At 49.7% G+C, this 13,780-nt stretch carries 11 protein-coding genes; 9 read left to right on the top strand and 2 right to left on the bottom strand.

The window, feature by feature from the left end; all coding sequences use genetic code 11:
* Positions 1 to 14 precede the first annotated feature (14 nt).
* Positions 15 to 1,178: a saccharopine dehydrogenase family protein gene (locus tag HPY28_RS16505; RefSeq protein WP_017252102.1), complete on the top strand. Its 1,164-nt coding sequence runs from the start codon at positions 15 to 17 to the stop codon at positions 1,176 to 1,178.
* A 25-nt stretch (positions 1,179 to 1,203) separates the two neighbouring features.
* Complete coding sequence (locus HPY28_RS16510) at positions 1,204 to 1,992, top strand: DeoR/GlpR family DNA-binding transcription regulator (protein WP_017252101.1); 789 nt, start codon at positions 1,204 to 1,206, stop codon at positions 1,990 to 1,992.
* Positions 1,993 to 2,048: 56 nt separating this feature from the next.
* Here the strand turns inward: HPY28_RS16510 and HPY28_RS16515 are convergent, their stop codons facing one another.
* Entirely contained in the window at positions 2,049 to 3,695 is a 1,647-nt protein-coding gene (locus HPY28_RS16515; protein WP_017252100.1) for an AraC family transcriptional regulator, read from the bottom strand.
* 126 nt (positions 3,696 to 3,821) lie between these two features.
* The gene (locus HPY28_RS16520; RefSeq protein WP_174230958.1) at positions 3,822 to 4,808 is read right to left on the bottom strand and encodes an ABC transporter substrate-binding protein; all 987 of its coding nucleotides are present in this window, start codon (positions 4,806 to 4,808) and stop codon (positions 3,822 to 3,824) included.
* A gap of 274 nt (positions 4,809 to 5,082) precedes the next feature.
* On the opposite strand from HPY28_RS16520, the gene HPY28_RS16525 reads away from it, so the two are divergent.
* The 7 genes from HPY28_RS16525 to nagA all read left to right on the top strand — a co-directional run bounded on the left by HPY28_RS16525 (position 5,083) and on the right by nagA (position 13,582).
* The gene (locus HPY28_RS16525; protein WP_174230959.1) at positions 5,083 to 6,057 is read left to right on the top strand and encodes an ABC transporter substrate-binding protein; all 975 of its coding nucleotides are present in this window, start codon (positions 5,083 to 5,085) and stop codon (positions 6,055 to 6,057) included.
* 129 nt (positions 6,058 to 6,186) lie between these two features.
* Positions 6,187 to 7,779 carry an AraC family transcriptional regulator gene (locus HPY28_RS16530; RefSeq protein WP_174230960.1) on the top strand — a complete coding sequence of 531 codons (1,593 nt, stop codon included), beginning with the start codon at positions 6,187 to 6,189 and terminating at the stop codon, positions 7,777 to 7,779.
* 131 nt (positions 7,780 to 7,910) lie between these two features.
* Positions 7,911 to 8,966 (top strand): FecCD family ABC transporter permease, encoded by a 1,056-nt coding sequence (locus HPY28_RS16535; protein WP_069848110.1) that lies wholly within the window; start codon positions 7,911 to 7,913, stop codon positions 8,964 to 8,966.
* Positions 8,967 to 8,968: 2 nt separating this feature from the next.
* Positions 8,969 to 10,000, top strand: coding sequence for a FecCD family ABC transporter permease (locus tag HPY28_RS16540; RefSeq protein WP_174230961.1), 1,032 nt, complete (start codon positions 8,969 to 8,971; stop codon positions 9,998 to 10,000).
* A gap of 205 nt (positions 10,001 to 10,205) precedes the next feature.
* Positions 10,206 to 11,240: a VOC family protein gene (locus HPY28_RS16545; protein WP_174230962.1), complete on the top strand. Its 1,035-nt coding sequence runs from the start codon at positions 10,206 to 10,208 to the stop codon at positions 11,238 to 11,240.
* Positions 11,241 to 11,287: 47 nt separating this feature from the next.
* Entirely contained in the window at positions 11,288 to 12,367 is a 1,080-nt protein-coding gene (locus HPY28_RS16550) for an NAD(P)H-dependent flavin oxidoreductase (RefSeq protein WP_174230963.1), read from the top strand.
* 45 nt (positions 12,368 to 12,412) lie between these two features.
* Positions 12,413 to 13,582, top strand: coding sequence for an N-acetylglucosamine-6-phosphate deacetylase (nagA, locus tag HPY28_RS16555; RefSeq protein ID WP_174230964.1), 1,170 nt, complete (start codon positions 12,413 to 12,415; stop codon positions 13,580 to 13,582).
* Positions 13,583 to 13,780: the final 198 nt, after the last annotated feature.

Below are 13,780 nucleotides of genomic sequence, written 5' to 3' on the forward strand. Positions count from 1 at the left end.
AGGAGGCTATCGTGATGAAAGTGTTTTGCTTGGGTGGAGCGGGAAATATTTGTCGGGAAGCTGTGCTCGATCTCGTGTTGCATTCGGATTTTGAGCAGATCACGATCGGTGATTTTAATGAAGAAGAAGGTCGCAAGGTAGTCGAGTGGCTGAACGATCCTCGCGTAGATTTTGTTCCGGTAAATGTACGCGATCATGCGGATACGGTCCAAAAAATGCGCGGTTACGACATCGTCATGGACGGAACCACGATCACACTGAACGGCCTGTCTACTGCTGCGATTGCGGAGGCTGGCTGCCATGGCATCAATTTGAACGGCTTTGGGGAAGAAAACGCCTCGGATGCGATCTTCCGCGACCATGGGAAGACCTGCCTGCCAGGCTTTGGCATGACGCCTGGACTGACCCAAATGATGGCGATGCATGCAGCGAACCAGCTCGATGAAGTCGACGAAGTGCGTGTCAGCCACGGTTCCTTTCGCCCGATTGCCTTTTCCAAATCGATCACAGAGACGACGACCTATGAGTATGATCCAGATTTGCCAGGGCGCGTCGTCTATGAAAATGGCGCATTCATTCAAGTACCGCCATTTGCTCGCCCACGCGAGATAAAGCTTCCTGAGCCATATGGAAAAACCATTCAGTACATCATTCCTCATGCAGAAACGAAGACGCTAGCACAGGCTTTGTCTCCAAAAGGAGTAAAGCTAATCGAGGTCCGGGGAACATGGCCGAAGCAAAACATGGAGCTGGTCAAATCCCTCTATGATTATGGCTTTTTACGGAACGATCCCATCACGGTAGGGGAAACAAAGGTGGGAATCCTTGATTGTATCTCCCAATACCTCTACAATTCTAGGGAGGGAAAAGAGACGGAATTATACGGGTATTCGCTTCATGTCGAGGTAACAGGTACCAAGGACGGCCGCAAAGTAGGGCACACCCTGTACCATACACATCCGGCATCAGACGGCTCTGTAGCTGACTGGGCAGGGCTGCGCGCCTATACCCGCAACGTAGGAATCCCGCTGGCGATTGCGACTGAGCAGATCGCGAAAGGAAATGTAAAAGCAATTGGCGTCATTACACCAGAAGAAGCATTTGATCCGGCTGTGATTTTTCACGAGCTGGCAAAACGTCAGATTTACATCCATGGAGAAAAGATCGAACTGACGTAAAGCACGAGATAGGGGGACATTCGGCGTGTCGTTGTTCGGGGAAGAGCGTAAGCAAATCATTTTGCAGTTGATCAATTCCAATGGCAAGGTGCGGACCAATGAGCTGGTCGAAAAGCTGCAAGTATCGTCTGAGTCTATCCGCAGGTATTTGGAAGAGCTGGAGGCGGAGAAAAAGCTGAAGCGCGTCTATGGCGGGGCAGTAAAGCTGACAGTGGAGCGCTCCGAGCCCTCTCATTTTGCCCGTGAAGTCTTGCGAGCGGAAGAAAAGAAACGGATTGGGCGGCTGGCAGCGGACTTGGTGCAAGATAGCGATACCATTGTCATCGATGAAGGGACAACGCCTTTGCAAATGATCAGCTTTCTCGTGACGAAAAAAGATTTGACGATCCTCACTAGCTCGATCACGGCGCTGAATCGATTAATCGAGTACCAAAACAATGGAATGCTTGCGGCAGATATCTACTTCCTGGGTGGAAAGGTGAGCGCCAAGCATCATCGGGTAAGCGGGACCTATGCAGAGAAGATGATGAAACAATTTTATGTGGACAAGGCGTTTATCGCGGCTGACGGCATCCTGCTCCATAAAGGCTTGACCTGCTATGAGCCAGATCGAACGGAACTCGCCCGTTGTTTCATCGAAAATGCCAATGAAAGCATTGTGCTAGCGGACCATTCTAAGATCGGTGTCAGCACATTGTGCAAGATCGCAGACTTAGGAGAGGTCGACATCGTGATCAGCGATATGGCAGCACCAGCAGAATGGAATAAAGGACTCCAAGCAAAAAACGTAGCATGGATGGTAGCAGAGGAGTAGTAGTAAGAGTAAGCAGGCCAGCGATTCCCCAAGACAGGGAAGCTGGCCTGTTTGCTTCAGGAAGAATGGCGCAGCAAAAGTGGCAGCATTTGCAGCAATCTCTCTCTGGTAAGAGCAGCGCCCCAATTCCATTTTTGGGCTTCTACAAAATAGACATAGCCGTTCTGAACGGCAGGCAGACTCTGCCACCTATCACTTTGCATCAATTCAGAAGTAGCTTGACGCGATTTAGTGTCTTCGGACAGCAGCATAAAGATCCGATCGCCTGCGTACAGGGGGATGTCCTCCTCACGAATTTCGATAAAGCCGTAGCCAGCTTGCAGTACTTCTTGAATTTTATCCACAGGAGAAAAACCGTTTGGATGGTAGAGGGCGGAGGAAAGTCCTGAGGTGCCCATTACGAACAGACGCCCGCCATGCTCATGGATAAAGACAGATGCAGTCTCACCAGGCACAAGCTCGGAGCGGAGCTGATTCCACATGGTGGCAGCATTCATGTGGTATTTCCTGAGCCATTCCCGCGCCTCGTTCTTTTTCCCCAGCCAATCTCCGAGTGTATGCAACCGTTCCTCCAGCGAAGCAAATGAATTAAACGTGAGCGTTGGGGCAATCCGGCTCATCTGCTTGTATTTGTCTTCTTCTGCGTTCGCGAAAATGATCAGATCTGGCTTCAATGACTTCAAATGGTCATAGTCAACGGGAAAGTCGATATCCTGCATGTGTCTTACCTTGTCTCGATAGATGGTTCGTTCCATCCAGGTAAAATTCCCTCCGACGATATTTTCAACATGGAGTGCGAGCAAATCATTAAACGTCTCCCCAATATAAAGGATGCGTTGTGGCTGAAGGGGGATCTCTACCTCATGGCCTGTCCAGTCCTGCACGAGCTCCATGCGGTGAGTCAGCCTGGAATATTGCCTTGGCGTGTAACCGGTCGTCTTTCGAAAGCGACGATTGAAATAATACTCATCCATGAAGCCGACCTGCGAGGCGATGTCCCGCAATGAATCGTTCGAGCTTTTCAGGAGCTCTTTCGCATGATGAATACGCAGCGCTGTCACATATTCCAAAGGCTTTTTACCCGTCAACTGGCGAAAGAGCTGCGTGTACTGCCACGACGGCACATTGGCGAGTTGTGCCAACTGCTTGACCGTCATGTTCTCTTGATAATTTTGTTGGATATAACGAATGCTGTTCTCGACCTCTTTGCTCTTGCTAGGGATAAGGTCAGGAGACAGATTTTGTTCCAGCAAAAATCCGAGCAGCTTCTGGAACCGCAATTGCTGCCAATAGCTGTCCATTTCTGAAGAAGTTGATTTGCCTAAGAGCAAAGCGTCACATAAGCGCAAGAGCCGGGCAGAGGGGTGAGCGGACAGCTCGATACGGCCATCAAGCAATGCGTATGGGTACGGTAGGGGTCTATTGTCTGGATCGAACGAGATGACAGTAAACGAGATTTGGTAGCACTCAGTCGCGCTGTCGTACAAGGATTCGATCGCAAAAGGAGTAGACGGTGAAAGCAAAAAACACTTTCCTGCCAAAGGCGAAATCGTTTGATCGTGAATACGGAGGCTGCCGTAACCTTTTGTGAAGAAGAGCAGGGTATGGAAGGGAGTGGGTGAAGGACTTGCCGTCTGCTCTACTTGACACAACTGAAAATGAAGGGAACCGAGCGGGGGATGAGGTGGTATAGATTGAAGCATCGGTTATGCCCTCCTTTTTTATATGAGAATAATTATCACTCGCTTTATCAATCGTATACAAAAAAAAGAAGCTTTTCAATCATTGTTGAAAAGCTTCTCATGTTTCATTCAGGCGGACATGATGGACTACTTCGCCAGGATTTCAGGAATCCTTTGCAGGAGCCACTCTCTTGTTGTCGCATCACTGCTAGATTTTTCGATGTCGATAAAGTAGACATAACCGTTTTTAACAGCAGGAAGGTCTTTCCAGATGCGTGATTTTAGCAGCTCCTGCGTTGATTTCTCAGCTTCCTCGCTCGCAGTATTCAGAATAAAGATACGATCTCCCGCTATTTCGGGCAAACGTTCCACAGAGATGAGTTCAAATCCTTTTTGTGCATCGAGTATTTCCTGAATGGGCGCAGTGGGCTTGAATCCGTTTGTATCGTAGAGGACTTGGGAAAGCCCTGTTCTTGCCATGACAAACAGCCGATCACCTGGATAATAGGTAAAGACAGAGACGGTCTCTCCTTCTTTCATGATGCCAGACTCCTTCAGCTTCTTCCACATCTCCTCCGATTTGAGCTTGTAATCGGCAAGCCATTTGGTGGCTGCTTCCGGTTTCCCAATCATATCACCGAGCTGGGTCATCCGCTCTTCCAACGGGGCGAATGTATCAAAAATGACGGTAGGGGCGATTTTGGATAGCTGTTCATATTCTTTTTCTTCGGTATTTGCATGGATGATCAAGTCAGGCTGTAATTCAAGGACCTTTTCGAGATTAATGGGAAAACCGACATTCTGGACATCGTGCAGTTGGTCTTCAAAGATTTGGTTGGTGTACCCGAATCCCCCAATCGGCTTCACGCCCAACGCGAGCATATCGCCAAATGTCTCACCGGAATAGATGATTCGTGCAGGGGAGACCGGGATGTTGCCTACATGCCCGAGATAATCAGTATATGGACGCGTTTGGCTTTTCTGACTTGCCTCGCTGCTCGTTGCGCTTGTTGCTTCTTGTCCAAGTGTGGAAGCGGTAGTTGTTTGCGAAGCGGATGGACTGCATCCAATGAGCAAGCTGGCAGCCAGTATGAAAATTCCTAACGTTCCGGTCATGTTGCGCATGTGTTTCATTTCTATTTTCCTCCAGTAGTCGTTTGAATCTGTTTGTTATCTAATGATAATCATTATCAGATATAGCTTAGCAGCTCAATGGACAAACGTCAGATAGCCATCATTGATTTTGTACAAAAAGTAGGATTTTACATGGACAGTTGTGGAGTTTGGACAAAAAATAATGGAGAAAATGCATTGTCAGATGGCGAGGAAACACATATGATCAGGATGCAAATAGTGAGAATGAGAATCAATTCGATAATCATCAACAGATGTGAGAGAGGGTAGAAAGATGGTAAGAACGGTTCGGAATGCAGGATTGGCATGGATGGCATTATTATTGATCATGATGCTCGTGTTAACTGCGTGTGCAGAAAAAGCAGCGGAGCCAACATCCACTGAGCAGAAAGCACCGACAGAGAACACCGCTGCGAAAACCAAAGTGGTGAAAGACGCCTATGGCGATGTAGAGATTCCGGTAAAGCCACAGCGGGTAGCTGCTATTTATCAGGAGGACTTCTTGACAGCATTGGGTGTGACCCCGGTTGTCCAGTGGTATCACCCGGCATGGGGCAAACAGGATTACCTCGGGCTGGACGTGCCGCTTTTTGATATTACAGGAAGTATGGAAGCGTTGCTTGCAGCCAATCCGGATATTATCATTGTGGATGGCTACGCTGATCCCAAGAAATATGAGGAATTCAGCAAGGTAGCTCCTACGTACAAGCTGCCGGATGAACTCCGTAACGACACGATTGGAAGACTCAAGAAAATCGCCGAGGTGCTAGGCGTTCCAGAAAAAGCAGACGAAGCGATCCAAAAGTACAATGAGAAAATTGCGGATACGAAAGCAAAGCTAGAAAAGGCGATTGGCAATGAAACAGTAGCTGTCATTCGTTTGAACGTGGGAAATAAGCCGAATTTGGCCCTCTTCGGAGATGGCAATGTTTACACAGGCATGCTTTATAAGGAGTTGGGCCTTACGCCATATTCCGCTGCCAAAAATCAAGAAACACATGTGGTATTATCAGAAGAAGCCATCCCGGCTATCGATGCAGACCATATCATTGTTTTCCCGTCGAACGGCACGTGGACTTCCGAAGAAAACAAGGATGCGCTCAAGATTTTGGAGAGCCCAATCTGGAAATCTGTTCCTGCTGTGAAAAAAGGCCATGTCTACCCAATGGATCGGACACATTGGCAATCCGGTGCCATACTGGCCAATATGAAGAAGGCAGACGACTTGGTCAAAGCGTTTGTAAAGTAATCGAGTTCAATAGAGAAAGCGCGTCATATCGGCTGATGCGCTTTCTTTTTCATTTGTGGAGCTTGTCCTCGGGATGTTTACTCATTATAATAATAAATGATAATCATTCTCACGAGAAGGGTGAGGGAGATGAATAACGAAGCATCCGGGACCAAGCTATCTCCTCCATCATTCTTTGCAATGACGGCCATCCAAAAAGGAAATGTGGAAAGATGGCAGGACTATCAAGAGCCGGAAGACTACACGATGATTGTAGCGACAGACGGAGAAGGGCTCATTGAAATCGAATCATCGACTTATCGGTTCACTCGGGAGCGTTGCTGGATTGCAGCACCGCGTCAGAACGTTCGGATCAGTTGCACGAGTCATGTTCTCGACTATTATTATCTGACTTTTCGTGTCGTCCACACGGGATCTCCGACGAAGGCCCAATCTTCCGAGGCTTTTTTCTGTACGGGGGAGTTGACCTGCACGCCTTTTTCACGTGTCGTTGAATCGATTGCGGAGATTTACAAGCATCGCGATGCCACGGAGGCGCTGCAACTATTTTTTAATCACGTGCGGTTTGAGGAATTGCTATGCGTTTTGGCCCAGCAAAATGTGCCAGGTAAAACAAGTTTGGACCCGAGGCGAGCTGTTGAACGTTCGATTGCGTATGTAGAGGAGCATTACCAGGAGCCGCTGACCGTAGAGCAGTTGGCAGAGGAAGCGCATGTGGCACGTTGGCGATACACACAGCTTTTCAAAGAAATAACAGGACAACTACCGCTTGATTACATCCATCAGCTGCGGATGAATCAGGCGAAGCAGCTACTGCTCATGACAGGTGATCGGATCAACGAGATCGCCCAAAATGTCGGATTCAACAGCGAGTATTATTTCAATCGTCGTTTTAAGCAGAGTGTAGGGCTCGCGCCAGGAAAATATCGCAACATTCATCGGGATGATTTACGAGTCGTCTCTCTTTATATGGAGGATTATTTGCTAGCTCTCGGCATTCGACCCGTTGTTCAATGGGCGCATACATATTGGGGGCAGCAGGACTATTTGGGCCTGCATGATGTACCGACCTACGATGTGCTGACAGATGACGTGCAGCTCTTGTCCAGTCGTGCCCCAGATGTCATTATGCTTCGCGAATGTACAGGCTGGAAGGAGAATGCGTATGCCAAATGTGCCCGGATTGCCTTCACATGCGTGATTCGGCAGTTCGGTCCTGAGTGGCGAAAAACATTGCGCACCCTTGGTGATCGGTTGGGCCGAAGTGAATTGGCAGAGCGGTCAATCGAGCAGTATGAACAAAAAGTAAGAGCGGCCAAAAATGTAATGGGACGCAGTCTCAAAGGGCAGAAGGTAGCCTTCTTGCGCATATCGGCCGATGAAATCCTTGTGGAGAAAAACTACACATCGCAGGTGTTGTTTCAAGATTTGGAAATGGAGCCAGCTCCACTGGTAAAAAAACAATTTGCCAAGCAGGGGAGAGAAGGGGTATCGTGGGAAGAGTTGTCTACGCTGGATGCTGATCATATTTTTTTCGCCTTTGACAAATGGCATCAGGGAAAACCAGGTGCCGAACAGCTACAGCTCAACCATCCCGTGTGGCAAGCGCTTCCTGCTGTCCAAAACAAGCGGGCGTACCAGGTGGATTTCATGACCTGGATGAACCACGGTGTGATCGCCAACGGGAAAAAAGTCGATGATGTCCTCAAGGTGTTAGCCTAAATGTACAAAGATAAGTGCACGTTTGTCCATTGACACTGTTTTCATACATCGCCTAAAATTCTTTTATGATAATAAGAATCAATATCATCAAAAACAACTCAGCTCCATACTAACAAAAAAAGGTGGCACGTATGAGTCAACACGCACATTCCCTGAAAGAGGGGAATAACGGAAAGCCGGTTGCGTTTCGCTCTCGCCCTTGGGCAGCGACGCTAATTTTGACCGGCGGGGTTTTCGCATTAATACTGGGGATGTTTTTGTCTGTGTCATTTGGAGCAGCCGACATCCACTTTGCTGTCGTATGGGAAGCTATTTTTCAATTTAATCCTGATATTACGCAACACCAAATTATTCAGGAGATTCGTTTGCCGCGACTGCTCGGTGGTGCAATGGTCGGGGCCAGTCTCGCTGTTGCAGGTGCCATCATGCAAGGGATGACACGCAACCCGCTGGCAGATTCCGGATTGCTTGGTTTGAATGCAGGCGCCGGATTTGTTTTGGCTCTCTGCTTCGCTTTTTTCCCGGGTCTGCCGTTCATGTACCTGATTCTCTACAGCTTTTTGGGTGCTGGTGTCGGGGCAGGTATGGTTTACGGGATTGGGTCCTTGGCAAAAGGCGGCTTGACTCCCGTGCGACTCGTTTTGGCGGGTGCCGCATTGACCGCACTATTGTCTGCGTTAAGCGAAGGGATCGCCCTTTACTTTAAAATTGGACAAGATTTGGCCTTCTGGTATGCAGGCGGTGTGGCGGGAACCAAATGGTTTCAGCTTGAAGTCATGTTTCCGTGGATTCTCGCAGCCCTCATTGGTGCCATGATGCTGTCGCGTTCCATTACGATGCTCAGTCTTGGAGAAGAGGTAGCAAAAGGATTGGGGCAGCGCACGGCGTTAGTGAAACTGGCAGGCATGATCATCGTTCTGATTTTGGCTGGATCAGCAGTTGCCGTTGTTGGGGCAGTAGGCTTTGTTGGATTGATCATTCCGCATATGACCCGCTTTTTGGTTGGGGTCGATTACCGATGGATCATTCCTTGTTCAGCCATTTTGGGCAGCTTGCTCGTCGTTTTCGCCGATTTGGCCGCAAGAATGGTAAATCCGCCGTATGAGACGCCGTTAGGGGCACTTATTGCGCTAATCGGTGTACCGTTCTTCCTTTACTTGGCGCGTAAAGAAAGAAGGGAGATGTAATCATGCAGCATATGGTTTCCCATTACCAAACCCGCAAAAGAAATAGAGCCTTTGCGGTTATGACGATACTCGCTATCCTCATTTTCATCGCGTTTATCATCAGTATGAACACAGGCTACATACGATTGTCACCAAGCGATCTGCTGTTGACGCTGATCGGTTCTGGAACAGACAAACAAAGCTTGATCTTGTTTGAATTCCGCTTGCCGCGGATTGTTATTTCCCTCTTGATTGGGGCAGGACTTGCCGTATCCGGGTGTATTATTCAAGGGATTTCCCGCAATGCATTGGCAGAGCCCGGTATTTTAGGGATCAACGCTGGTGCTGGCTTGATGGTGATGCTGTTCATTTCGTTTTATCCATCCACGTCTGCCGCACCTGTTTTTTTGCTACCGGTGTTGGCTTTGCTTGGAGCCAGCGTGACAGCAGCGCTGATCTTCGTATTGTCATATAAAAGACACAAGGGATTGTCTCCGACCCGTATCGTATTGACGGGGATTGCCGTGGCGGCTGGGATGAGTGCCGCGATGATCGTCTTGACGCTGAAGCTGAGTCCGGATAAGTACCAGTTTGTGGCGACTTGGCTCGCCGGTAGTATCTGGGGGACCAACTGGAAGTTCGTTCTTTCGTTGCTGCCCTGGATCGCCATTTTAATCCCCTATGTTTTTTACAAAGCACGTGTCATGAACGTGCTCAATTTGGGAGAAGAGTTGGCGAAAGGCTTGGGTGCACCCGTTGCCAAAGAGCAATTGAAGCTGCTGGCTGCCGCAGTCGGGCTTGCTGCTTCCTGCGTGGCAGTGAGTGGAGGCATCGGTTTTGTCGGGTTGATCGGTCCGCATTTGGCCCGCAGACTAGTGGGGCCAAAGCATGAGATGCTTTTGCCTACATCAGCGCTAGCGGGTGCACTATTGGTCATCGTGGCTGATACCATCGGACGCTGGATCATGCAGCCGTCAGAGATTCCGACTGGTATCGTTGTAGCCGTTATCGGTGCTCCGTATTTCTTGTACTTGCTGGCACGTTCAAAAGCATAGTTTCGCAAATTGTGGATTTGGCGAGCGTTTTCCCGTCTAGTTACGAGGAAGACGCTCGTTTTTGTATACAGCGAAGTGGAGATCAGGCAATTTGGGAATTGAAAAGAGGGAAATGTTGGAGGACAATGGGGGGAAGAAGCAACCGCCTTGTGTTTGCTATAATATCAGCATAAGCATGTATCGGGACGAGAAGGAGTAAAGGCATATGATCGATCGATTAGACCACTTGGTTTTGACGGTAAAAGACATCGAAGCAACCTGTCACTTTTACGAAAAAGTCCTGGGAATGAAGGTTGTAACGTTTGGCGACGGCAGGATGGCCCTGCACTTCGGCCAGCAAAAAATCAATTTGCATCAAAGCGGACAAGAATGGGAGCCAAAAGCGATGCATCCAGTCGCCGGCTCCGCTGATCTATGTCTTGTCACATCGCTTCCACTGGAGCAAGTCATCCAGCATATTCATGCATGCGGCGTCCATTTGGTGGAAGGACCTGTTCCAAAAACAGGCGCCATCGGGCCAATTCGTTCGGTGTATTTGCGTGATCCGGACCATAATTTGATCGAGGTCTCCCAGTACCTGCCACAGGAATCAGGGGCGGCTTCCCTTGCTCCTGCCATCAAGGAGATTTCCAAGAGATTGCAAGAACGTGAACGAGGGACGAGCGGCGCATTCAGTGTCTTGCTCCCGCTCGTCAAAATGGCTGACAACCAGCTAGGCATTTTATTTGAAAAAAGAGCCAGTACGATGCGGCGACAGGCGAACGAGGTTTGTTTTCCGGGAGGGCGTGCTGAGAAGAGTGACGAATCCCGTTGGGCGACGGCTGCTCGGGAAACAAGCGAGGAGCTGGGTATTCCACTTGATCGGATTCATTTTGTAGGCGAACTGGATCAGGTGATTGGGCCAGGCTCCTCTATCATTACGCCCTTTATTGGATACGTGGAAGGAATTCCTGACATGAAGCCGAATCCAGACGAGGTCGGAGAGGTCTTTATCCTTCCACTCGATCGGCTGTTGGCAACACAGCCAGCGAAGTATCTTTCCTCAGTCATGACCGAGCCCGAAGAGGATTTTCCTTATCATCTGATCCCGGGTGGCAAGCGATATCCATGGCGAAAAGGGACAGTCGAGCATTTGTTTTATGAGGTGGACGGGCGTGTCATCTGGGGGTTAACCGCCCGGGTGTTGGCTCAGTTTCTTGAATGGATTCGCAGCGACGACCAATCAACTAGTAAACAATAAAAGCGGTTGTCATTTTGAACAACGATAAGCTGAGGAGTGGATTTACCATGTGGACAAACAATCCTATCACTTCGCGTTTACATTTGAAATGGCCGATTATTCAGGCGCCAATGGCAGGGGGGGCGACCACACCTGCCCTAGTAGCCGCTGTCTCAGAAGCAGGGGGACTCGGAACGCTCGGTGCGGCGTATATGTCACCTGAGCAGATTCGTGAGGCGATCAAGTCTATTCGGGCGTTAACGGACAAACCGTTTGGGGTGAATCTGTTTATCCCGGAAGATTATGATGCCGACCAGCCGATCGCAGAGAGCATTACCCAGGCAATGAATGAGGTACGAGATCGACTGGGCATCCCGCAAAATCCGCAGGTGACGCAATTTACAGAGCCGTTTGGTGAGCAGATGGCTGTCGTTTTGGAGGAACAGCCCGCCGTTTTCAGCTTTACCTTTGGTGTTCTGGATCATCGCTTGATGGCAGAGTTGAAGCAGCGGGGAATCACTGTCATCGGAACTGCGACAACCGTTCGCGAAGCGATTGCATTGGAAGCGAGCGGAGTTGATATGATTGCCGCCCAAGGTAGCGAAGCAGGCGGGCACCGTGGTTCCTTTTTGCCAGATTCACCAGGCAATATGATTGGAACAATGGCGCTCGTCCCGCAAATGGTGGATCGGGTCAAGATTCCCGTCATCGCGGCTGGAGGGATCATGGATGGTCGAGGGATCGCAGCAGCACTCGCGCTCGGGGCACAGGCGGCACAGCTCGGAACGGCTTTTCTGACGTGTAAGGAGAGCGGAGCACATGCCCTGCACAAGAAGGCCATTTTGGAGACGAGGGAAGAGTCCATCGTGATGACACGTGCTTTCTCTGGTAAATGGGCAAGGGGTATTCAAAATGAGTTTATGACAACGCTCGCCCCATTTGATCACGAGCTCCCGACCTATCCGGTACAAAATGCCCTGACCAAAGACATTCGAGCCGCAGCGGGCAAGCAGCAGCAAATTGCGTACATGTCGATGTGGGCGGGGCAAGCAGCTCCACTCAGCCAGGAAATTAGTGCGAGTGAGCTCGTTGAAAAGCTGGCAGCGGAGACGACGAGGATTTGCAGCAATCTGGGGCAACCCCAGTAGAATAAAGGCGCAAAGAAAGCCACGCGAAAGACGGAGGAAATCAAAGTGAACCAGGAATACGCTCTCAAGGGGAACCTTGTCGCAGATGGACAGGAATTGCATAATGGTCTCGTAGTCGTGGGAAATGGAAAGATCACCTATGTTGGCAAGGCTGATGAGTATGGAAAAGCTTTGCCAAATCATGTGGTGACAGTAGAGGATGGCTGGATTTGCCCTGGATTCGTCGATATGCACATGCATGGGATTGATGGATACGACACGATGGACGGGACGCCGGAATCACTTCAGGCTATCTCGACTGCACTTGCACGGCATGGGGTGACGTCTTTTTTGGCGACGACGATGACAGCTCCTTATGATCAATTGGAGCAGGTGCTGGTAAACATCGCGCAGAACAGCAGGCAAGGGCTTCCGGGGGCGCAAACGATCGGCATCCATCTGGAAGGCCCGTGGATCAATCCTCGTTACAAGGGAGCGCAAAAAGAAGAAAACATCGCGATCCCCAAGCTCGATGCAGTGCAAAAGCTGTACGGGTTATCAGAAGGTCTGATCAAGGTCGTGACGATTGCGCCTGAACAACCGGAAGCACTTGAAGCGATTGCATGGTTAAAAGAACGTGATGTCATCGTGTCTGCTGGACATACAGGCGCTACATTTGCCCAGGCGACGGAAGCGGTAGATGCGGGCGTGCGCCATTTTACACATTGCTTCAATGCCATGACAGGACTGCATCATCGGGAGCCGGGCGTAGTGGGCGCCGCGATGTATCATGAGCAGTTGAGCACAGAGCTGATCGCAGATGGCATCCATGTGCATCCAGCAGTCATGAAGATTTTATATCGGGTCAAAACGGCTGAACGTCTCGCCCTCGTCAGCGATTCCATGCGGGCAGCCGCGATGGGCGAAGGGACGTACGACCTTGGTGGACAAGAGGTTCACGTCCACGACAACCAGGCAAAGCTCGCAGACGGAACACTTGCTGGAAGTATCCTGACGCTGAATCGGGCCGTCGGCAATATGGTTACGCTGAGCGGAGTAGCGTTGCCAGAGGCAGTGGAAATGGCTTCCCATACGCCAGCAAGTATCCTTGGCTTTGGCGACAGAAAAGGACGTCTGGCAGCAGGGTACGATGCAGATATCACGGTTTTGAATACACAATTTGACGTGACAATGACTTTTGTAGCAGGTAAAGAAGTTTATCACCAGTCAAAGTAGTTTCTTATTAGAAAAAAGCAGTCCAAGATCGCTCTTGGATTGCTTTTTTTTAGCTTGAAAGAATAAAGATGTCCTTGAACGGTTGTGGTCGGGGAGAAGCCCTGCCACATGTTTTCCAGTCGCCTATATCCTCTCTTCGTTCGGGCGGTCTCCTTCCAAACATGTGACAGGGCTTTCGTACAGCTATTGTTAAGTTCA

It is taken from the genome of Brevibacillus sp. HB1.2 (assembly GCF_013332495.1).
GTDB classification, from domain to species: Bacteria; Bacillota; Bacilli; order Brevibacillales; family Brevibacillaceae; genus Brevibacillus; species Brevibacillus porteri.